19 protein-coding genes are annotated in these 22,459 nt (G+C 50.4%); 15 read left to right on the plus strand and 4 right to left on the minus strand.

The annotated features are described in order from the left end of the window. Positions 1–111: 111 nt before the first annotated feature. A complete protein-coding gene (locus ACYVIY_RS20775; protein WP_460978327.1) occupies positions 112–1,209 on the plus strand; it encodes a chorismate mutase in 1,098 nt (365 codons plus the stop codon). A 51-nt stretch (positions 1,210–1,260) separates the two neighbouring features. Here ACYVIY_RS20775 and ACYVIY_RS20780 read toward each other — a convergent pair whose 3' ends face one another. Then, a complete protein-coding gene (locus ACYVIY_RS20780; protein WP_460978328.1) occupies positions 1,261–2,205 on the minus strand; it encodes a DUF4249 domain-containing protein in 945 nt (314 codons plus the stop codon). 11 nt (positions 2,206–2,216) lie between these two features. After that, positions 2,217–4,616 carry a TonB-dependent receptor gene (locus tag ACYVIY_RS20785; RefSeq protein WP_460978329.1) on the minus strand — a complete coding sequence of 800 codons (2,400 nt, stop codon included), beginning with the start codon at positions 4,614–4,616 and terminating at the stop codon, positions 2,217–2,219. Between the two features lie 224 nt (positions 4,617–4,840). Here ACYVIY_RS20785 and ACYVIY_RS20790 point away from each other — a divergent pair, with 224 nt between their 5' ends. The 12 genes from ACYVIY_RS20790 (at position 4,841) to ACYVIY_RS20845 (ending at position 17,866) form a co-directional block, all read left to right on the plus strand. Then, positions 4,841–6,181, plus strand: coding sequence for an NAD(P)/FAD-dependent oxidoreductase (locus tag ACYVIY_RS20790; RefSeq protein WP_460978330.1), 1,341 nt, complete (start codon positions 4,841–4,843; stop codon positions 6,179–6,181). A gap of 86 nt (positions 6,182–6,267) precedes the next feature. After that, complete coding sequence (locus ACYVIY_RS20795; protein WP_460978508.1) at positions 6,268–8,454, plus strand: S46 family peptidase; 2,187 nt, start codon at positions 6,268–6,270, stop codon at positions 8,452–8,454. A 90-nt stretch (positions 8,455–8,544) separates the two neighbouring features. Then, positions 8,545–9,069, plus strand: coding sequence for a DinB family protein (locus ACYVIY_RS20800; protein ID WP_460978331.1), 525 nt, complete (start codon positions 8,545–8,547; stop codon positions 9,067–9,069). A gap of 3 nt (positions 9,070–9,072) precedes the next feature. Beyond that, positions 9,073–11,283 carry a S9 family peptidase gene (locus ACYVIY_RS20805; RefSeq protein WP_460978332.1) on the plus strand — a complete coding sequence of 737 codons (2,211 nt, stop codon included), beginning with the start codon at positions 9,073–9,075 and terminating at the stop codon, positions 11,281–11,283. A 50-nt stretch (positions 11,284–11,333) separates the two neighbouring features. Next, positions 11,334–12,014: an NUDIX hydrolase gene (locus tag ACYVIY_RS20810; RefSeq protein WP_460978333.1), complete on the plus strand. Its 681-nt coding sequence runs from the start codon at positions 11,334–11,336 to the stop codon at positions 12,012–12,014. 128 nt (positions 12,015–12,142) lie between these two features. Beyond that, a complete protein-coding gene (locus tag ACYVIY_RS20815; protein ID WP_460978334.1) occupies positions 12,143–12,577 on the plus strand; it encodes a nucleoside deaminase in 435 nt (144 codons plus the stop codon). Between the two features lie 181 nt (positions 12,578–12,758). After that, on the plus strand, positions 12,759–13,553 hold the full coding sequence (locus ACYVIY_RS20820; protein ID WP_460978335.1) for a hypothetical protein: 795 nt from the start codon (positions 12,759–12,761) through the stop codon (positions 13,551–13,553). A gap of 61 nt (positions 13,554–13,614) precedes the next feature. Beyond that, complete coding sequence (locus ACYVIY_RS20825; protein ID WP_460978336.1) at positions 13,615–14,586, plus strand: polyprenyl synthetase family protein; 972 nt, start codon at positions 13,615–13,617, stop codon at positions 14,584–14,586. 1 nt (position 14,587) lies between these two features. Continuing rightward, complete coding sequence (locus ACYVIY_RS20830) at positions 14,588–15,211, plus strand: rhomboid family intramembrane serine protease (protein ID WP_460978337.1); 624 nt, start codon at positions 14,588–14,590, stop codon at positions 15,209–15,211. A gap of 21 nt (positions 15,212–15,232) precedes the next feature. Then, entirely contained in the window at positions 15,233–16,138 is a 906-nt protein-coding gene (locus ACYVIY_RS20835; protein WP_460978338.1) for a LytR/AlgR family response regulator transcription factor, read from the plus strand. A gap of 135 nt (positions 16,139–16,273) precedes the next feature. Next, complete coding sequence (locus ACYVIY_RS20840; RefSeq protein WP_460978339.1) at positions 16,274–16,966, plus strand: DUF2306 domain-containing protein; 693 nt, start codon at positions 16,274–16,276, stop codon at positions 16,964–16,966. A 27-nt stretch (positions 16,967–16,993) separates the two neighbouring features. Next, positions 16,994–17,866 carry a carboxypeptidase-like regulatory domain-containing protein gene (locus tag ACYVIY_RS20845; RefSeq protein WP_460978340.1) on the plus strand — a complete coding sequence of 291 codons (873 nt, stop codon included), beginning with the start codon at positions 16,994–16,996 and terminating at the stop codon, positions 17,864–17,866. Here the strand turns inward: ACYVIY_RS20845 and ACYVIY_RS20850 are convergent, their stop codons facing one another. Next, positions 17,867–18,499: an SGNH/GDSL hydrolase family protein gene (locus ACYVIY_RS20850; RefSeq protein WP_460978509.1), complete on the minus strand. Its 633-nt coding sequence runs from the start codon at positions 18,497–18,499 to the stop codon at positions 17,867–17,869. A 207-nt stretch (positions 18,500–18,706) separates the two neighbouring features. Then, positions 18,707–19,784 (minus strand): peptide chain release factor 2 gene (gene prfB / locus ACYVIY_RS20855; RefSeq protein ID WP_460978341.1). Its coding sequence is split into 2 segments (ribosomal slippage): positions 18,707–19,723 and positions 19,725–19,784, totalling 1,077 coding nucleotides; the frame shifts between segments, so codons are not numbered across the junction. Between the two features lie 216 nt (positions 19,785–20,000). Between prfB and lpdA the strand changes: the two genes are divergently transcribed. Both lpdA and rplC read left to right on the plus strand, forming a co-directional pair. Beyond that, entirely contained in the window at positions 20,001–21,401 is a 1,401-nt protein-coding gene (gene lpdA, locus ACYVIY_RS20860; protein WP_460978342.1) for a dihydrolipoyl dehydrogenase, read from the plus strand. A gap of 436 nt (positions 21,402–21,837) precedes the next feature. Further along, positions 21,838–22,458 (plus strand): 50S ribosomal protein L3, encoded by a 621-nt coding sequence (gene rplC, locus ACYVIY_RS20865; RefSeq protein ID WP_460978343.1) that lies wholly within the window; start codon positions 21,838–21,840, stop codon positions 22,456–22,458. The last annotated feature ends 1 nt before the right edge of the window (position 22,459 follow it).

Here is a 22,459-nt window from a genome sequence, read left to right on the forward strand (position 1 = left end):
ATGAAGGAACCGGCTTGAAAAACAGCTGATTCCCTCTGCAAATATACCACAAAATACCAATTAAAAGTTCCCGATAGAGTATCCGTATTACTCGTCTATTACGCGTTTCTTATGAAGGTAGAATTAGCCGTAGAGCCGCTTGCCTCGTGGATTGAGACTAACGGCAAACCACTGATCATCGCTGGTCCTTGCAGCGCCGAGACCGAAGATCAATTAGTTGAAACCGCCCGCCAGCTGAAGGCTCTGGGCGCAGTTCATGCCATTCGCGCCGGGGTGTGGAAACCCCGCACCCGTCCAGGTAGTTTTGAAGGCATGGGCGAAGCTGCTTTGCCGTGGATTCAGCGGGCTAAAGCCGAAACGGGCTTACCGTTCGCGGTTGAGGTTGCTACTCCAGAGCACATCGAATTGTCGTTGAAATACGGCGTTGATATTTTATGGGTTGGTGCCCGAACAACGGTTAACCCCTTTAACGTACAGGAAATTGCGGATGCGCTACGTGGCGTTGACGTACCCGTGCTGGTCAAAAACCCGGTAAACCCTGATCTGGCGTTATGGGTCGGTGCGTTTGAACGGATCGCAGGCGCGGGTATTAAGAAGCTGGGCGCTATCCACCGGGGGTTTGCCACGGGCGAAGCCAGCAAATACCGGAACGTACCAATGTGGCAGATGGCCATTGAGCTCAAATCGATCTTCCCACAACTTCCGATCATTGGCGATCCAAGCCACATGGCCGGTAAGCGGGCGTATCTGAACGAGCTGGCGCAGATGGCGATGGACCTCAACTACGATGGTCTGATCGTTGAATCGCACATTGATCCCGATAAAGCGTGGAGTGATGCTGCTCAGCAGTTGACGCCAGCGGCCTTCGGTGAGATGCTGGACCACCTGCAAATTCGGCAGGTTGAATCGCAGAACCTGGAGTTCCAGGGTTTCATGGAACAGTCACGGCGCAGCATCGATAACGTAGACCGGCAGATCGTGGAAATGCTCGCGGCTCGTATGGCTCTTGTAGAGCGCCTGGCCGAATACAAACGGGATAATAATGTTACGTTGTTCCAGCCTGATCGTTGGAAAGAGATATTGAAAACCCGCACCGAAATGGGGCAGCGGTTAGGTCTGTATCCTGAATTGGTTGAAGAAATCTACAAGATCATTCACATGGAGTCAATTCGGAAACAAACCGAAGTGATGAACAGCCAGACCGCCTAGATAATGTAAAGTCTATAAAAAGGGGAGTTGCCGATAAGGTGATTCCCCTTTTTATTTCAGCGTTAGCACAACCGTTGATTTATTATAACCGGCAAAGCAGCCTAACCCACCCTGAATGTTGCTGGGAATCAGAACCGGTTCGGCGAACGGGTTACCGGAAGCCTGTGCCTGCCGGCCAACGGCATACTGGTAATTATAATATGCTCGATCAATACTCAGCAGATCGACAACAACCTTTGCCAATTTGAAATTGTCCAGGAAGCTCCCTGATCCGGTTGTATTAGGGGTTCTACCGTTTATGAAAGCGCGCTCTGATTCCATTTTAGCTCCCCGGCTGTTGTCGTCGGTTTGTAAGCTACTGGTATTCGTATCGAAGCGGAGAGTTCTAAATTCCACACGCCGGGCCGTATCAGGCTTACTGTTTACGTATTGAAAGTTGCCCGCGATCTGGTAAAAGTTTGTTTCATCGGCTGGGTCCTGCCAATGCGCTCGTACAAAATAGCGACGCTGCTGCCGGATAATCTGGTTGACAATGGTCGAGTCAAAGTCCAGACTTTCCAGTTTAACGAATTTGGGTATTGTGCAACTGCTTTCGGCCCGCTCACCCTCAGCCGTCTGAACAACGAGCTTATACGTGCGACCCGCTATGATCGGAAACCGACTGGCTGCTGCGCGGTAATAGTCCGTGGAACTGACCTTATTCGTTTGGGTATACAGGGCTATCGTCCGGTCGCCTTCCGATAGGGTAACCACCGCGCCGGGAATATTGTCGTACGCACTCGTATTTGTGCTATCACTCAACACGGTTTGCGAACGAGATACTTTTACGGCCAGCACACTATCCTGCGGAGAAAGAAAGCACGTAACAACTAGTTTGGACGCCTGTCGATTCAATAACTCGGGGTCTACTTCGTTCCGTAAGCTATCACAGCTCGACAAGAGCAAACCGCAGGCGAGTAGTGGGGTAATTAGATGAAGAATAAAACGATTTGTCACGAGCCAATACGTTAAAACTTGAAGTTGTAACTGACGGCAGGAACAACTGGAAAAACTGAATAGCGAAATAGGCCGGTACGTTGGCCACTGCCTTCGCTGACCGATTCGAGCCGGTAAAAAAACGGGTTACGGCGGTTGTAGAGATTATAAACGCTAAGCTCCCAGGTCCGCTCGTGGTGTTTCTTGGTCTTGTGAAACTGAATCCCGATGTCCATACGGTGATACGGCTCCGCCCGGAACGTGTTTTTCTGAGCGCCATAATCCTGCACACTTCGATTGTTCTGAAATAAGCTCTGGACCAATTCATTCCTCGACGTATAGAAAAACGTAGTACCGGGCTGATAGGAGTTGTACAACCCAACCGGCATAGTCAGGGCCTGCCCCGTACCATACACCCACGTTCCCGACAGCGTAATGCGCTTGTTCAGTTCGTAGATGCCGACCAGGGAAATATCGTGCCGACGGTCGTAGCGGGGGTAAAAAGGTCGACCAGCGTTTAATTCGGCAAATTGCCATTGCGTCCAGGATAAGGTGTAGCCCGCCCAGCCGGTGAAACGACCCGTCTTCTTTTGCAGTAAAACTTCCGCCCCGTACGACCAACCCCGGCCCGCCGTTACGTTGTCTTCCCACCGGATTTTCTCGGCTGACGTTGGGTCGCCGATCAATAAAAAGCTGGCTCCTTCCTTGTAGTTGATGATGTTATCCATCGTTTTGTAGTACCCCTCAACGGTCAGCGCCAAGCCTTTGTCTGAGAAGTCTTTGGCAATACCGACCGCTACCTGCTGCGACTGCTGCGGTTTAACCCGATCGGTGGTAGATACCCACAAATCCGTCGGTAAGCCAATACCGGTGTTCGACAATAAATGGATGTACTGATTCATCAGGGCATACGACGCTTTTACCGACAAGTTCGGCTTGATCGTATACGCTGCTGATAAGCGGGGTTCTGGCCGAAGATAGGCCACATCTTTTTGTTGGAAATAACTCAGTCGAATGCCACCGTTTACGCGCCAGCGATCCGTTGGTCGCCAGGTATCTTCGGCGTAAATACCCGACTCCAGGACGTCGATATTTTCGATGTTGATGTTGTACTGATTGATATTGGCGTTCTGCAACACGACCGCGCTGGGCGTAAAGCGGTGATAAATACTTTGTACACCCATCCGTACCGAATGCTGGGGAGTTGGGTAAAAATCGACGTCGTACTTAAGCGAAAAGTCCCGGATACCTGAGTTGTAACGGAGTGAGAACGTATCGTTTCCGCTGCTATTGGTTTCGTCGGATGCGATCTGAAATTTGTAGTCGCTGAAAATCAGCGATAGGTTCGAGAATAGCTTCTGGTTGAAAAGGTGATTCCAGCGTAACGTTCCGGTTGCATTGCCCCAGCTCAGGCTGACGTCGGTGCCGAGTTCAGCATCGCGGGCGTAGAACCGGTCACGGCCGAAGTAGCCACTCAAGTATAGCTTATTCTTCGGATCGAGATCATAATTCGCTTTGGCGTTTAAATCATAGAAATAATAACCCGCCGTGGTTTGTCCGTCCGTTTGCGCCCGCACGAGTGGAGCGGCTACTACGTCTAAATACGTACGTCGGCCTGATACCAGAAAAGAACCCCTTTTATTCTTTGTCAATGGACCTTCTAGAACCAGTCGGGATGCAATAAGGCCAATGCCGCCTTCGCCGTGGAGCTTTTCCCGGTTGCCATCTTTCATGTTCAGTTCAATGACCGAAGACAGCCGGCCGCCGAATCGCGCCGGAAAGCCACCTTTGGTTAATTCAACGCTCTTGAGCGCATCGCCGTTGAAGACCGAAAAAAAGCCGAACAGGTGATTGGCATTATACACAATGGCGTCGTCGAGAATAACCAGGTTCTGGTCGGGGCCGCCCCCGCGAACATAGATACCCGTCTGTCCTTCCGAGCCTTTCTGAACGCCGGGCATCAGTTGCAGCACTTTCAGGACGTCTTTCTCACCCAAAAAAGCCGGGATTTTCTTGATCTGGGCTACCGGTACATCAATGCGGCTCATCTGCGGGCTCTCGCTTACTTTTTCATCCGAGCGCCCGGCCTTCACCTCTACTTCCGACAAAATGCGGCCGGGGGTGAGCGTTACGTTCAACGTCGTGTTGGCCCGAAGACTGATCAACTGGTCGGCCGTTTCATAGCCGACGAATGAAAAGGCCAGCCGGATGCTATCCTGAGCGGGTAAGGTAAGGGAATAGAAACCGTACGTATTCGTCGTGGTTCCGGTTGATGTGCCGGGCAGATAAACGTTAACCCCAATCAACGCTTCCTGACTGCCTTTTTCGCGTACGTAGCCACTTACCGTGACGCGCTGCCGATTCGTATTCTGAGCCAGTAAACTACCAACGAACAGATAATGAAGAAGAAGGACGCATAAGCCTGTCCGCATAATGTTAGATGAATTCGAACTCAGAAATCTGACCTTATTAACCAAGCCAGATCCATCATTTTAGCCAGTTACGCAAGCACTGGACTGGTAAATAATATGTTGTATACTAAAACGGTGTAGTTTCTTGACAATTGCTCACCTTTCGCGATCAAGTTCAAACAAAACACTTGATTACAAGGTAATAAACCCAGGAAAAGCACTGTGAATGAAACAACTGACCGACCATGCTTCAATACGATAAACTTTCGCTGAATATACCGGAAACCAAGAAACCGCGCGTCGTCATCATTGGTGGTGGCTTCGGAGGAATGAATCTGGCTAAAAGCCTGCGCAATACAGATGTACAGGTCGTCTTGTTTGATAAACAGAATTATAATGGCTTCTGGCCGCTGCTGTATCAGGTAGCAACCGCCGGTCTTGAGCCCGACGCCATTGCCGAACCGTTCCGGAAGATGTTCGACGGACATGACGACTTTCATTTCCGGATGGTTCGCGTGAATAAGGTCGACACCGCCACCCAGACTGTTTCAACGCTCATTGGTGACCTGCACTACGATTATCTGATCGTAGCCACCGGATCAAAATCGAATTTCTTTGGTAACGAGCAGATTCAAAAATACGCATTTCCGCTCAAAACTATACCCGAAGCGCTGAACATACGGAGTCAGTTTCTGCAATGCTTTGAGCAGGCCAGCATCACGCGCGATCCGGCCGAACGAAAAAGTCTGCTTACTTTCGTAATTGCCGGTGCGGGCCCGACTGGCGTCGAGATGGCGGGTTCGCTGGCCGAGATGCGCAAACACGTATTGCCCGCTGACTATCCGGGTCTCGATTTTAGCGAGATGTGCATCTATATTGTAGAAGGCATGGCCAAAGTGCTGCCGCCCATGTCGGACGAAGCGGGTAAGAAGTCGCAGCAGTACTTAGAGGATCTGGGCGTAATTATCAAACTGAATACGTTCGTTGAATCATACGATGGCGAAACCGTTACGTTCAAAGGCGGTGAACAGATTAAAACCCAAACGCTGGTTTGGGGGGCAGGCGTAACCGGTGCCATGATCGAAGGGATTCCCGTCGAATCGACCGAACGGGGCCGGATTTTGGTTGACCCAATTAACCGGGTGCAGGGCCTTACGAACGTGTTTGCCATCGGCGACATCGCGTTTATGAAAACCGAGAAATGGCCGAAAGGGCATCCGGGCGTAGCGCAGCCCGCTATCCAGCAGGGAAATCACCTGGCCAAAAACTTACGACGCATCCTTAAAAACGAACCGACCGAACCGTTTGAGTATTTCGACAAAGGCTCATTGGCCATTGTTGGCCGGAGCCGGGCGGTGGCTGATTTGCCGGGAAACCTGCACCTGGGAGGGTTTATCGCCTGGATGGCCTGGTTATTTGTGCATATCTGGTACCTGGTCGGCTTCCGGAGCAAACTCATTGTCTTTAGCAACTGGATGTACCGGCTGTTCACCTATCAGCGTGGTACGCGACTCATCATCCGGCCCTTCATTCGGAAAGATGATAACGTATCGAACGAAATTCTGATGAAGAACGAAGTCGCTTAACGGCCAGGCAGGAGCTTGCTTAATTTGTAGGGTAGTAGATTCTCCCGTCCAGCTGGCGGATTGTCTGGACTAACGTACTGATTATGATGAAATCTGTTTTACGCGCTGGTTTGTTGGCCAATGTGGTATTGGTTGGTTGGCTAACCAGCGCGCTCGCGCAAAATGCACCGGCGTCAATTAATCCCGATACAGTAAAAGGAAGTCCGCTCGACCTCGGGAAGATGTGGACATTTGACACGCCACCTAAAGAGTTTTTTCAGAAAACCTATAAATTCACCGCCGATGACAAATGGTTCGATGAAGTCCGGCTGGCCTCACTCCGTTTTGCGGACTACTGTTCAGCGTCGTTTGTGTCGGCCAATGGGTTGGTTATGACCAACCACCACTGCGCCCGCGAGTCGGGAACGGGCGTAACGCGGAAGGGAGAAGACCTGAACGCAACGGGCTTTTTTGCCAAAACGCTGGCTGAGGAACGTAAGGTAAACGGATTGTTTGTCGATCAACTGGTGAAGATTGAAGACGTAACGAAGCGCGTGCAGGACGCCATGAGCAGCACGGCATCCGCCCAGGCGCAAACCGATGAGGCTCAGCTACAGGCCCGCGAACAGGTTTTTTCGGCTATCAAGCAGGAGTACGCTGCCAAAAACGATTGGCAGGGACTTGAGTTACAAACCATTACTTTTTACAACGGCGGTCGCTACGCCCTATATGGCTTCAAACGGTACACGGACGTGCGGCTGGTGTTCATGCCTGAACTACAGCTCGGCTTCTTCGGCGGTGATTACGATAATTTTACGTACCCGCGTTACGCTTTAGACTGTTCCTTTTTTCGAGTCTATGACAACGGCAAACCCTTGCAGACCAGTCATTTTTTTAAGTTCAATACCAACGGCGTTCGCGATGGTGAGCCAATTTTTGTGATCGGCAATCCCGGCCATACCGAACGACTCAAAACTGTAGCGGAGTTAGAGTTCGACCGGGATGTACAGACTCCGGCTACAATTCAGCAGCTACGTAATCGCTCGGGCGCTTTGCAGACATATAACGCAACCGCTAAAAGCGACAGCGTTTTGAACGAAATTTTCAGCTACGAAAACAGCATTAAAGCCTATAATGGGCAACTGGCAGGGCTGCGCGATCCGTACCTAATGGCCCGAAAAGCGGCTTTTGAACGGCAGTTTAAAGCCGATGCGAAGGCGAAGAACCTGCCGACCGATCAGCTAGCTACCTGGGATGAGATGGCCGCCAGTATGGCGCAGCTACGTAGTTTGTTTAAGGATGCCAACTACCTCGGTCCGAGCGAACGTACCATGGGCGAGTTGCTGACATTTGCGAACGTGGCTACCCAATTCGGCGAACTGGCCGCTACCCGGCCGCAGGATGCCGAACGGGCCCGGTCGCTGATGGAGCCGCCCACGGTTAAAAGCCAAGTGCTGGAAGAAGCGTATCTGGCCGCTCACCTGGCCGAAGCGCAGGCTGGCTTAGGGGCTGATGATCCTTACGTAAAAGCCGCTTTGGCCGGGCCTAATGGAACAACGCGCACACCAAAGGAAGCGGCTGCTTACCTGATTAAGAATACGAAGCTAACAGACCCCGCTTTCGTCAGCGATCTGGTCACCCGAACTGGCTCGATTGGTACTTCGAACGATCCGATGCTGGCCCTGGCGCGAATTGGGTTTCCGAGGTATCTAGCTGCGGCCCGTCAGGCCCGTCAACTTACGCAGCGGCAGGAGGTGTTACGTGGCCAATTAGGCCGGATGCTGTATGCGGTGTATGGCACGGCCGTTCCGCCGGATGCTACATTCTCGCTTCGGATCAACGACGGCATTGTCAAGAGTTACGACTATAATGGGACAAAAGCGCCCATCATCACAACTTTTGCGGGGTTGTACGATCGGAATTACTCATTTGCTGATAAAGCACCCTGGAATTTACCTGCCCGCTGGAAGAATCCACCTGCCGAATTGCTTAAACAACCGATGTGCTTTATTTCAACGAACGACATCATCGGCGGTAATTCGGGCAGCCCGATGATCAATAAGAACCGGGAAGCTGTGGGATTGGTCTTTGATGGCAATATGGAAAGCCTGCCCGGCGAGTTCATCTTTGTGCCGGATGCCAACCGGAGCATCTCGGTTCATTCGGGAGGTATAATCGCAGCCATGCGGTATATCTATAAAGCAGACCGGCTGGTCAATGAGTTGACGGGAGGAGGTAGTGCGGCATCGCAGCCTAAACCCAAAACGGCCAATGCCAGTCGTTCGAGCCGATAATCAGCCAGAAAGACGACTTTGGCTGCACAAACTCCCCGAAAGTTTCAGTACTTTCGGGGAGTTTGTGTTTCTGATTAATCATATCCTACCATGACTAAGTCTGAGATTCCGGTTTTGCCGCAGTTCTTCGATCGCTATATCAATATTGCGGACAACGAGGACCTGATTGACGCCCTCACTGCCGTTACGTCCTTCGATCAATTGATTCCCGCCGAAACTCTGGAAGCTTTGGGTGAACTTCGTTACGCGCCCGGCAAATGGACTGTAAAAGATATTCTTCAGCATGTAATCGACAACGAACGTATTATGTCGTATCGGGCCATGCGGTTTGCCCGTAATGATAAAACGGAGTTACCTGGCTATGACGAAGAGCCATTTGCTCAATTTGCTCAGGCTAATCGACGGAGTATTCCTGATCTGTACGAAGAGTATACCTTAGTCCGGCAGTCGAGTATCGCTTTATTCAAAAGCTTCGATCGGGAAATGATGCTGCGTAGTGGCGTCTGCTTCCATCAAACCATAACTGTTTTAGCGCTTGGCTACGTACTGGTTGGCCATGCAAAACATCATGCCAATATCATTCGTGAACGCTACGTACCGCTTCTGAATCAATAAACTATGTTGAAACGCTTTATCATTCTCCTGGCCGTCACGGCTCAGACGGTTTGCGCCCAGACTAAATCGAAAGTTACCGTTACCGACCTGACTCGCATCAAACAAGTTGGAGGCATTGAAGTATCCCCGGATGGTCAACGGGCTGTGTATACGGTAACCACCATCGAGCCAAATCCTGATCAGAAAGAAGAGTACGATTACAAAACACATATATACCTGACGGGCTTGAAGGCCGGTGACGCAAAGGCGCTAACGCGTGGTCCGGAGTCGGCCAGGCAGGCTGTATGGTCGCCCGATGGGAAGAGTATTGCTTTCGTCCGTTCGGTGAAAAGTAAGAGCCAGATTTTCATTATGCCGCTCGACGGGGGAGAAGCCTGGCAGCTCACGAACAGTACGTATGGCGCTTCCAATCCACTCTGGTCGCCGGATGGAAAACGGCTGGCTTTCACGGGGGGCGTATCGATGGCGCAAATGATGACGGATTCCCTGATTAATCCGACAAAGCGAACGCCGTCGTGGTCGCTGGAAAAGCCGGGCTTTGCCAGTAACGCCTTTATTAAAGAAGATAAAAAGATAAAGCCAAACCCCGATGGTTCGCTGGCCGAGATTCGGGCTTACCTGAATAAAGACGTAGAGGACAAGAAGGCGAAGGTGATCAACCGGCTGAACTTACAGGGCGAGTCGACTACCGAGCCGGAATTGACCTTTACACAGCTGTTCAGCATCGATGTGCGCGAGGGAGCCGTGCCGAAACCGCTTACCCGGAGCTTTATGTCCTTTCAGGCGGCTACCTGGCTGCCGAACGGTGAAGGACTGCTGGCTGTCACGGATCGTGACTCCCTCATTCATCCCGACCGCGGGGAGGATAACGCCATCATGTTTGTACCGGCGAGTGGTTCGGGCAAGTACGTAACGGTGCTCGCGGAGGCTGGTAAAACATACGGTTCGCCCGAGATTTCGCCCGATGGAAAGCAACTTGTGTTTCTGACGAGTGCATCGGAAGGGGTTAACTTTTCACAGATTGGCTTAGCCCGGTTAACCGGATATACCGCTTCGGATCTGCAACTCGTTACGTTCGATCGGGCCGCTGGAAATATGGTCTGGGCGGAGACGATGGCGTCGGCGAAAGCTAAGAAAGGAACGACCTATTCAATTTACTTCACCGCCCCCGCTAACGGAGGTATACCCATCTATCAACTCGATCCGGCGACTCGTCAGGTCACCCAGTTAACCGACTTTACGAGCGGCATTACGAGTTTCGACGTAAAAGGTAATCGGATTGTTCTGAGCAAAACAGAGGTCACTAACCCGTCGGAACTGTACATAGCTGATGCTACGGCTAAAAATCAAACCAGACTGAGTAACCACAACGCCTGGGTGGCGGAGCGGCAACTTAGCTATCCGGAAAAGCGGACCTACAAAAACTCCATCGGCCAAACCGTCGATTACTGGATCATGAAACCCTCGGTAGTAGAGGCCAGTAAAAAACATCCGCTTCTGCTCAACATGCACGGTGGCCCAACGGCAATGTGGGGACCGGGCGAACCATCGATGTGGCACGAGTTTCAGTACATGTGCGCACAGGGGTATGGCGTCGTGTATGCGAATCCGCGCGGCTCGGGCGGCTACGGCCTAAATTTTCAGCGTGCGAACATTAAAGACTGGGGTACCGGCCCGGCCGAGGACGTCCTGGCTGCGGCTACTGACGCAGCTAAAGAATCGTGGGTCGATACAAGCCGACAAGTGATTACCGGCGGGTCTTACGCGGGGTATCTGACGGCCTGGATTGTTGGGCACGACAACCGGTTCAAGGCGGCTTTTTCGCAGCGGGGCGTGTATGACCTCACTACGTTTATGGGTGAAGGAAACGCCTGGCGGCTGGTGCCTAACTATTTTGGTGGCTATCCCTGGCAGGCTGAAGCTCAAAAAGTTCTGGACGCGAACTCGCCTTACACGTTTGTCGAGAACATCAAAACACCGTTACTCATCAAGCACGGTGAGAACGACCTGCGCACGGGTGTCATCCAAAGCGAGATGCTGTACAAGAGCCTGAAAATCCTGGGTCGTCCGGTTGAGTACGTTCGCATGCCCGGCGCGACGCACGAATTGAGCCGGACGGGCAACGTGCGCCAACGTATCGACCGACTGTTACGTATCTATGAATTTTTTGAGCGCTACGTCGGCCCCGACGCGCAGGGACTAACCCAGAAGTAATCGCCAGCTAAAAAGTTGATAAGGAATACAATTTGATTGATTAAACAACCATGAGTAAGAAAGAAGAAACGCTTCAGGATGCTCCGAAATTCCGGTTCTGGAAGGGGCAGATGGAAAGTAACGGACTAAAAATAAACGAAGTAAAAGAGCATTTCATCCGGCGTCGTCACAATGGAGAAGTATTGTTTGCCATGATTGAGGTCGATGCTGATACGCCGGAGGGTGACAAAATTCCACCCGTTTGTTTCCTGAAAGGTCATGCTGCGTCAATTCTGGTTTGTTTGATTGACAAAGACACGAGAGAAAAATTTGTGGTGTTAGTGCGTCAGCGACGTATATCCGACGGGTCACAAACCTACGAGCACCCGGCGGGCATGGTCGATTCGAGCGACGCACCCGATGAGGTGGCGGCTCGGGAACTGGGCGAAGAAATTGGCCTGTCAGTCACGGCTGCCGAACTGACCAAGCTGAATCCGAGATTGTGGTTTCCCAGTACCGGAACCAGCGACGAAGCCATGCATTTCTTTTACATCGAACGGGAGCTTCCACGAAATGAGATCATGGCGTTTCACCACAAAAACATGGGTAACCAGTCGGAATTCGAGCGTATCACGACGATTATAGCTTCCTTGCCAGAGGCTCATAAATTAGTCAATAACGTCAACGGGCTACTGATTCACTTTCTGTACTTGAAGCACGTTGGGGATTACGACACTATGAAGTTATTGTGATCGGCGCCTAACAACCTTCTCCGAAGTACATAGGTCAGTACGTAATATTCACGGTGTAATGAGTCGTTTGCTGTACCTCAAAGAAGTAGGCGATTACGATACATTGAAATCATTATAAATCCACTACAATGGACGAGTTTATGCAGGAGGCCATTCGTCAGGCTCGAAAGAGTTTGGACGAAGGCGGTATCCCGATTGGGTCAGTGTTAGTGAAAAACGGTGCGTTAGTAGCTTCAGGCCACAACAAGCGCGTACAGGAAAACAACCCCATTCTGCATGGCGAGATGGATTGCCTGAACAACGCCGGTCGGGTTGGATCGTTTCGCGACACGGTCATCTACTCTACGTTGATGCCTTGCTATATGTGCGCTGGCACCATCGTACAGTTTAAGATTCCGAAGGTGATTGTTGGCGAGTCGAGGACGTTTGCCGGTGCCCGCGAGTTTATGGAACAGCACGGCGTTGAAGTCATTGATCTCGACTTACCCGAATGCGTTGATATGATGAACCAGTTCATTGCCGAAAAGCCAACGGTCTGGAACGAAGACATCGGCGAACTTTAGCAAAGAGTGTTACGTCGCCCACACCCAGATTGCCCTGTATGTCGACCACTTTGTAAAGTTAGACGACATATAGGGCAATCTGGCTTTCATTTCTTCTGGTAAGGCGTTACCTTGTCCGCTTTAAAAACAACCGTAACGTACTGAACTTGTGAAGATTTGTTGCCTTGTGTTGGCTACAGCTATGCTGTGGCTATTGTTGTCTGCTGACGGGGTCGCGCAGCGCTCCGAAATCTGGCGCGAAAAACCCGGTACCTGGCTCTTGAACGTTGGTGCTGGGCCTACTCATTACGCTGGCGATCTCACCGAGTGGGGAAACCTAGGCCATCTGCAGTTGGGTATTGCTTTAAACGCAGCCGCTGCGTACCGCTTTTCTCCCCAGTTAAGTTTTCGGGCTGAAGCGCAGGTCTATTACATCCGGGGTAGTCAGCAGAATACCCACTTGTATTACAACAACCTCTCTTTTAAAAGCGTAAATCCAGACCTGTGGGTAGGTTTGCAGTGGGACTTCTGGCGGGCCGATAATCGGAATCACGTCATTATTCCGTATGCTCTGGCCGGAGTAGGACTGACGTACCTCACCCCAAAAGCCAGCTACAAAGGACAAACCTATAGTCTGGCTCCCCTGCAAACCGAAGGCGTTGCGTATAACCGGTTACCGCCAATTATTCGGTATGGGATTGGGGTGCCCGTTCTGGCGACCGAACGATTCAAATTTCACCTCGAAGCCACGTATACGCACGTAATGAGCGATTACGTAGACGACGTGAGTACGGTTTATCCGGACCGTAGTCGAATGCAACCGATGGCTGCGGCCTTATCCGATCGTCGGGCCGAGATAGGGCAGAAACCCAGCTTCGCCGGAGAGCAGCGTGGAAACAGTGCCCGAAACGACGGCTACTTTACGGTATCAGGCCGATTGATTTTTGTAATGAGCACGCCGAACCAACGTAATTACCGCCGAATGTTTAGCCGTTAGGGTTTTGGGGGCTTTTGCCTTATTTTTGGCGCTAAACCCAGCGGTATACCGCACGAGCCGAATGATTCCAGCTGTTTTTGTTGACGCACTTCAAAACGAACTTCAACTTACTCAATACGGGCAGTACCCGCCTGAACTATACGATCCGATTCGATATATTATGGGCCTAGGTGGAAAGCGTATGCGTCCACTGATGACGTTACTAAGCGCTCAGCTATTTACGGACGAGTGGCAGAAAGCCGTTCGACCCGCTTTAGCCGTTGAGGTGTTTCATAACTTCACCCTCATGCACGACGACATTATGGATCAGGCTCCCCTTCGTCGGGGTCAGCCTACGGTGCACGAGAAATGGAACCAGAATATTGCCATTTTGTCGGGCGATGTTATGCTGGTAAATGCCCATCAGCTTCTGCTTGATGTCGAAACCGACAAAATAAAGTCTGTAATGGCTCGCTTTACCCGCACGGCGGCTGAAGTCTGCGAAGGCCAGCAGATGGATATGAACTTTGAAACCCGGTGGGACGTAACGGAAGCGGAGTACATTGACATGATTCGCCTGAAAACGTCTGTTTTGTTAGGCTATGCACTCGAACTCGGTGGGTTAATCGCGGGGGCAGATGCGGCTACGAACCAACTTCTGTACGAAGGCGGGGTGAACATCGGGATTGGGTTTCAGTTAATGGATGACCTTTTGGACGTTTATGGAGACCCCGCCAAATTTGGTAAACAGGTTGGAGGAGACATCATCGCCAATAAAAAGACATTTTTGCTGATAGAAGCGCTGGAGCAGGCCAGCGGAACCGTAAGGGACGAATTAACGAGCTGGCTCAACCGGACGGAATTTGATAAAGCCGAGAAAGTACAGGCTGTTACGTCTATTTACGATCAGTTGGGCATCCGGCAGATTACCGAAGCCCGCATCAGCGACTATTTCTCCCGCGGCTTTGCCAACCTCGACCAAGTCGACGCTGATCCGGCGCGGAAATCCGTATTAATTCAATTTGCCAAGCAATTGGTCGAACGAGAAAGCTAACATGAGCGTAACGCTGATCATTATTTTAATTACCGTCGGCATAAGCCTCTGGGCCTGGAACGACTATGCTGTAATGGATCGCTGGATTATGAACCCGTATCGGGTGGCCAATCGGGGCGAATATTATCGACTGCTGACATCTGGTTTTCTGCATGCCGACTGGAGTCACCTACTGTTCAACATGCTTAGCCTTTACTTTTTTGGTGGCTTCATTGAGCAGGTATTTGGGCTTTTGTTCGGAGCTAGCGGAGCCATTTATCTGATCGGATTCTATTTAGTCGGGATCATTGTATCGGATATTCCTACATTTTTAAAATACCGCAACAGCCCGAACTACAACTCTCTTGGGGCATCAGGCGGGGTGTCAGCTATTTTATTTGCCGCCATTTTTTTCGCTCCTCTGCAGAAAATTGCTCTGCTTTTCATCCCAATCGGCATTCCCGGATTCATCTTTGGCGGTTTATATCTGGCTTATTCATATTACGAAGCCCGGCGCGGGTACGGCACAATCAATCACGATGCCCACTTCTACGGAGCCTTGTTCGGTATCTTGTTCATGATTGTCGTGTACCCACCCGTTCTGCCGCAGTTTATCGAGCAGATTTCCGAGTGGCGGCTGTTTTAATGCAAAGATGGCAAGACGTGTATGGTCAAATTCTTTCGCCAGCCTTATCCTTCCGAAGAGCGACCGTGGCACCAACTGCGTAAAGCCGCCATCATTGGGTTGTTCGTCGGTGTGTTTCTCGTGGTGTTTCAGCCCTTTGGCCTGAACAATTGGGAAACGGCAAACAAAGCCTGGAAGGTCCTCGGATTCGGTTTGGTTACCTTTCTGGTGACGGCCTTTAACTTCCTGTTCTGGCAGCAGCTTTTCCCAAAACAGTTTTCCGACCAGTACTGGACCGTAGGGCGCGAAATCCTGCTTGTTACGTGTAATATACTCTTGATCGCTATTGGAAACCGGCTGTATCTGGAGTGGTTGTTGGGGAAGGGCCAGCACGGCGGCATGGACTGGACGAGTACTATTCTGGTTACGTTTCTGGTGGGCCTGTTTCCTGTAACAGGTCTGGTGTCGCTCCGGTACATCACCCAGCTTAAGAAATACAGCCAGGCTGCGGACGAACTGCAACTTCATGCCAACACCTCGGTCGTTAATTCAACTCCTTCCTCCGACACGAACAGCGAGCCAGCCGATGTAAGCTCAGATCACGAGATACTAACGCTCACCGCCGAAAACGATAAAGACACCGTTACGTTGCCAGCTCAGGATTTGCTGTTTATTGAGTCCAGCGATAATTACTGCACTGTGGTTTATATTAACCATGGTCAGCCAATTAAGTCTTTACTACGTAGCAGCCTGAGCCGCCTGGAGGGGCAAATTAATGCTCCACACATCGTTCGATGTCATCGTTCGTACGTCGTCAATCTTGATAAGGTTGAGCGGGTAACAGGCAATGCTCAAGGGTACAAGCTTCATTTGTCAGGTGGACAACACCAGGTGCCGGTTGCCCGTCGGTACAATGATACGTTGGTGGCGGAGCTTAAAGCTTTGTAGAACGTCCCACCGGCTTTGTCAAACGGCCTAGGCTTTGTCAAACTCCCCAAACCACTACTGTTCAGCCCTTTAATTTGCGGTCGATGACCCGGTCGCTGTACGTTTGTTTCATCGAATCGCAAACGTATAGACGCCATGAAAACGCTGATTACTGCCATCACCATCATCCACGTACTGTCTGGAACTGTTGCCTTACTCATCGGGCTGGTCCCTATGTTCTCGCAAAAGGGTAGCCGTCTTCACAACCGCACCGGACTCATCTACGTCTGGTGTATGATTAGCGTCGCCATAACTGCTCTGCTGATGTGTGGGTTGCAGCCTTTCAAAATGCTACGACTGTTTCTGACGGGCATAGCCGTGTTTAGCTTCTATTTGTGTGTGACTGGATGGCGCGTTACTAAACAAAAAAAGTCAGGTCCTAAACAAGCCGATAAGCTACTTACCTACGTAACGCTGGTGATTAGCGTAGCGATGGTTGGATTTGGCGCTTATCTACTGACCACGGGAGTATCTACTTTCGCCATCTTATTCCCATTTTTTGGGCTGCTTACTTTCCAGAACGCGTGGTTTGACTTTAAAAGTTTTGGCAAGGCGCCCGAGAAGATGCACTGGTTTTATCATCACATCACGCGCATGGGCGGCTCATATATCGCTACGTTCACTGCTTTCCTGGTAAACAACGTATACCGGATGCTACCAGCAGATGCTCCGGCCTGGATTGGTATGATGGGTTGGATTGCGCCGTCTATCGTCGGGGGGATGCTGATTGCACGAACTATCCGCTATTACAAGAGTAAATCTTCTCCTAAAAGCCCTGCTTTCGCTTAATCATACATTAAACAACAACTTACTGCCATGAGATCCTTTCGCTACGTAATCGGTATCTTGATACTGACTATAGCCAACCTTGTTTCAGGAAAAAATATGCCGCTAAGCCTAACAGGGGTTGTTACTGACACGTCGGGCATACCGTTGCCGTTTGCCAGCGTGGGTGTTATAAACACGTCTGTTGGCACAGTCGCCGACGAAAACGGACGATTCAGCTTATACGTAACGGAAACGATTCAACCCGCCGATACGCTACGTGTCTCCTTGTTGGGTTATTCTGCCGTGAGTTTGCCAATCAATACAGTTATGGCCAGACTAGCTGCCAAGCCCGTCATAACACTTACACCTTTGTCGATGCAGTTGAATGAAGTAACCGTACGTTCGGCAGACTGGACAGTACGGCAAACGGGTAACGACCGTATTCAGACGAAGATGAAAACGAACTTTGCTTTGTCGGGTAAACCGAGACAAAATTTAGGCGCTGAGATTGGCAGAGTATTTCGCGTACCAAAACGGGGTGCATTTCTGGAAGAGTTTCGCTTTTACGTGAGTGCCAACAATTTTGACTCAACCCGGTTCCGAATTAATGTTTATACGTTACGTGGTAATTATCCTGCCAATTCATTGCTGCAACGTCCGGTATATATTGATTTGAAGAAAGCAGAGAAAGGATGGATCACCGTCGATTTAAAACCCTACAACCTATACGCGACAGACGATGTGGCAATAAGTGTTGAGTGGGTTGACTACGGCGGAAATGGGAGTTACCTAGGTATTCCAATCACAATGCCATCCATTGGCGCCGTACACTTATACAAGTATGGGAGTCAGAGCCGCTGGAAGAAATTTGGTCAGATGTCCGCTTGCATGAATCTGGCGATGGTCTGTGCACCCCGGTGACTACTTCTTCAGTAAAGTTTTGGCTACGGGTAGGGCGGCTTCGGCCCACAACCGCATTTGCCGACCCGAATAATGAAGACCATCATTCGCAAATTGCTCGGTGTCGCCAACGGCCTGGCGTGTCAGCGGTGTGATGTCAACGTAAGAAACGCCTGCTTTCTGAGATTCTTCTTTAGCAATGGCGTTAAAAACATCAATTTCGTCCGCAATCTGCTTTTGGTCGCGGCCCTGCGCGAAAGGGGAAGCGCCCCAATCAGGAATTGATAGAACGAACACACGATCTGGTTTGCCTCCTGCAAAGTCTATTGCCGTTTGGAGGAGCTGGCTAAACTCTGTACGGTAACGATCCTGGTTTTGCCCGCGGTATTGGTTGTTGACACCAATGAGCAGCGATACTAAATCATACGTCTTCTTGTTGCCGCTGGCTTTAATGGCCTCTTGTAGCTCAGCGGTTGTCCAGCCGGTTCTGGCAATGATATCGGGGTTACCTAAGTCAATCCCATCTTTCTGTAGCATACCCGCTAGCTGTACACTCCAACGGTCCTTTGCCGACACGCTTTCGCCAATCGTGTATGAATCACCTAAGGAAAGGAATGTGTATTTCGACGCTACAGCATTAGGGTTCATGACCATAATAGAGTCATCGGAATGTTGCGTACAGGCAACTAGGAAGAGTGCCTGAACCAGGATTTTAAGGAGATTGAAAGGACTTATAAGTAACATCTGTTGAGTGGCAGTAAACCGTTTATGTTTAAATAAACGCTGGCTAGCCAAAATCGGATTTCTCCAATAAAATCCTGTAAATCCTTCTAATCTTGTTGAAATCCCGGTTCAGACAACTTATTCCTGCTCCAGCAAAAACGCTTTAATAAACGGATCAAGGTCGCCGTCGAGCACGGCATCGGTATTGGATGTTTGGTAGCCAGTGCGATGGTCTTTCACGCGCCGGTCATCCAGTACGTAAGACCGGATCTGGGAACCCCACTCAATTTTTTGCTTACCCGCTTCGACCTCGGCGCGGGCAGCGTTACGTTTCTGGACCTCTATTTCGTAGAGTTTTGATTTCAACAGACGCATCGCCACTTCCTTATTTTGCAACTGGCTACGTTCCTGCTGACACTCAATGATCAGACCCGACGGACGGTGACGTAACCGCACCGCTGTTTCTACCTTGTTCACATTTTGGCCACCCGCGCCCCCAGATCGGAACGTATCCCAATCAATATCGGCCGGGTTAACATCAATTTCGATGGTGTCGTCGACTAATGGATAAGCGAACACCGACGCAAAAGACGTATGCCGACGTGCATTTGAGTCAAATGGCGATACACGTACAAGTCGGTGTACCCCGTTTTCAGATTTAAGAAAACCATACGCCAGCGGCCCATCTACTTCTATGGTCGCCGACTTAATCCCGGCCGTATCACCTTCCTGGTAATCAACTTGTTTGAGCGTATAGCCGTGTTTTTCGGCCCAGCGCATATACATTCGGTAAAGCATATCGGCCCAGTCCTGGCTCTCTGTACCACCCGCTCCGGCATTTATTTCGAGCACGGCGCTGAGCTGATCTTCCTCATTACCGAGCATCTTTTTAAGTTCGAGGTCTTCGAGTGTATCGGTCACTTTGCGACCTTCCTCGTCGACTTCCTCTTCTGGTACGTCGCCTGCCTCGTAGAACTCAAACAAGGTTTCGAGATCGCCAAACTGGCCATTCAATTTGTCGAAGCCGCTTATCCAGCCCTTCAGGCCACGTACCTGCTTCATCACGCCTTCGGCACGATCTGCATCGCTCCAGAATTCAGGCTGAAATGTTTGTTGCTCAAGCTCAGCTAGTTGCTCTTTCTTCGCGTCGTAGTCAAAGGTACCCCCTCAAGGCCTCTACTCTGGCCCTCAAGTCGTTCAACTGGTCAGTTGTCATGAACTTGTCGTATACTGGTTTATTAGAAAAGAATGCAAAGATAGAACAAAAGAAGGCGGGTAAGAGGTTTGGCTCCGGTATCAACTTTTCAGTCTACCTTTGCGTTTCAAAATTGACAGCCATTACATAATCATTGATTGTCATTGGTTAATTAAAACGATGAATGACAATCAATGACTATGTAATGTCCACCTAATGACTAACTAAATCAAACTAATGGCTTCACAGTACGATGTAATCGTTGTGGGTAGCGGTCCGGGCGGTTACGTAGCCGCGATCCGGGCGTCGCAATTGGGTATGAAAACGGCCGTTATCGAGCGCGAAAGCCTCGGTGGCATCTGTCTGAACTGGGGCTGTATCCCAACTAAAGCCCTGTTAAAATCAGCGCAGGTTTTTGAATACATTAAGCACTCATCCGATTATGGAATTACCATCCAGGGTGAGTCGCAGGCCGACTTTGGAGCTGTTATTAAGCGGAGCCGGGGCGTTGCCGACAGCATGAGTAAGGGCGTCCAGTTCTTGATGAAAAAGAACAAAATTGACGTTATCAACGGCGTTGGTAAAGTTAAAGCTGGTAAGAAAGTCGAAGTGACCGGAGCCGATGGGAAAGCCACCGAATACGAGGCAAAGCACATCATCATCGCTACCGGAAGCCGCGCTCGACAACTGCCCGCTGCCCCCTACGACGGAGAAAAAATCATTGAGTACCGGAAGGCGATGTCTCTCGAGAAGCGGCCCGACTCTATGCTGGTGATCGGTTCGGGAGCTATTGGTGTTGAGTTCGCTTACGTCTACGCCAGCATGGGCACGAAGGTGACAATTGTTGAGTTCATGCCAAGCATCGTACCAGTTGAAGACGAGGAAATCTCGAAAGAACTTGCCAAACAGTACAAGAAGCTAGGCGTAGAGATATACACCAAGGCTGAGGTGACGAAAGTGGACACGAGCGGCCAGGGCTGTAAGGTGTTCGTAAAGACGCAGGATGGTGAGAAAACTTTCGACGTAGATATCGTTCTGTCAGCTGCTGGTATTGTCGCGAACATCGAAAACGTCGGCCTCGAAGAAGTTGGCATAACGGTTGACCGCGGAAAGATCGTTACGGATGATTATTACCGGACCAACGTTGAAGGATATTACGCCATCGGCGACGTAACGAAAGGGCAGGCGCTGGCACACGTAGCGTCCGCTGAAGCGATCATCTGCATCGAGAAAATTGCTGGCTTACCACACGTTGAGCCACTGAACTACAACAACATTCCGGGCTGTACGTACTGTACACCCGAAATTGCGTCGGTTGGCTATACCGAAAAAGCCGCTCGCGAAGCGGGTTATGAGTTGAAGGTAGGTAAGTTTCCGTTCTCTGCTTCAGGCAAAGCAAAAGCGTCGGGTACGCCAGAGGGTTTCGTAAAAGTAATCTTCGACGCGAAATATGGCGAATTCCTGGGTGCTCATTTTATTGGCAATAATGTAACGGAAATGATTGCTGAGGTTGTAGCCGCTCGCAAGCTCGAAACTACGGGCGAAGAGATACTCAAAGCGGTTCACCCGCACCCAACCATGTCGGAGGCTATCAAAGACGCAACCGAGGCTGCTTACGGTGAAGCAATTCACTTGTAGTATAAACTAACGTTAGCGGACAATCAGCGGCCAGCTCAATTCGCAGGAATCTAAGCTGGCCGCTGATTGTTAAGCTAAAAGAATCAGTAAATTAGTTTTAAATAAATTTTCTGATTCTTATTATTATTTCTTACTTTTGCACTCCCAAACTCGGAGTACAATTCAACGACATACGAGGATGAAGGTCCGCTAAGGTCCAAGCGACTTGGTAGAAACCACATCTGACTTTTCGGTAAACAAACCTTGCGGTGTAAGGCTTTGTTGCCATTGAAGGTCAGGTGCAGCGCGCCCGACCTTTTTTTATGTCTTTCTGGTGCTGATTGTTAAGCAGATATAGGATTCGTCTGATGATTTGCCTACCTTTGCGGCCCGATTCGGAAGGTCCGAGTGCGGAAAGAGTATCTAAATTTTACCTGCTTACTTTAAACAAACACAAATGTCTGGTTTAATTGGCAAGAAAATCGGGATGACCAGCGTGTACAATGCGGACGGGCAGGCTCTGGCATGTACTGTGATTCAAACAGGTCCCTGTGTCGTAACTCAAGTTCGTAGCGTCGAGAAAGACGGCTACGCGGCTGTGCAACTGGGTTTCGGCGAAAAGAAAGAAAAGCACACCAACAAGCCGGAGTTAGGCCACTTCAAGAAAGCTGGTACTACGCCCAAGCGCAAACTCGTTGAATTCAAAGAGTTCGACAAAGAGTTTAATCTTGGCGAAACGCTCACGGTAGCCGATGTATTCGCCGAAGAAGATTTCGTTGATGTTGTCGGAACAGCCAAAGGGCGCGGTTTCCAGGGCGTTGTGAAGCGTCATGGATTTGGCGGGGTTGGCGGTCAAACGCACGGCCAGCACAACCGGGGTCGTCACCCAGGTTCGATTGGTGCCTGTTCGTTCCCTTCGCGGGTGTTCAAAGGTCTGCGCATGGCCGGTCGCATGGGCGGCAACCGTGTGAAAGTGCAAAACCTGCGCGTTCTGCGTGTTATGCCTGAGCAAAACCTGCTCGTTGTTAGCGGTTCGATTCCAGGAGCCAAAAATTCATACGTTATTATCGAGAAATAGG

The sequence above is a fragment of the Spirosoma knui genome (assembly GCF_054780635.1).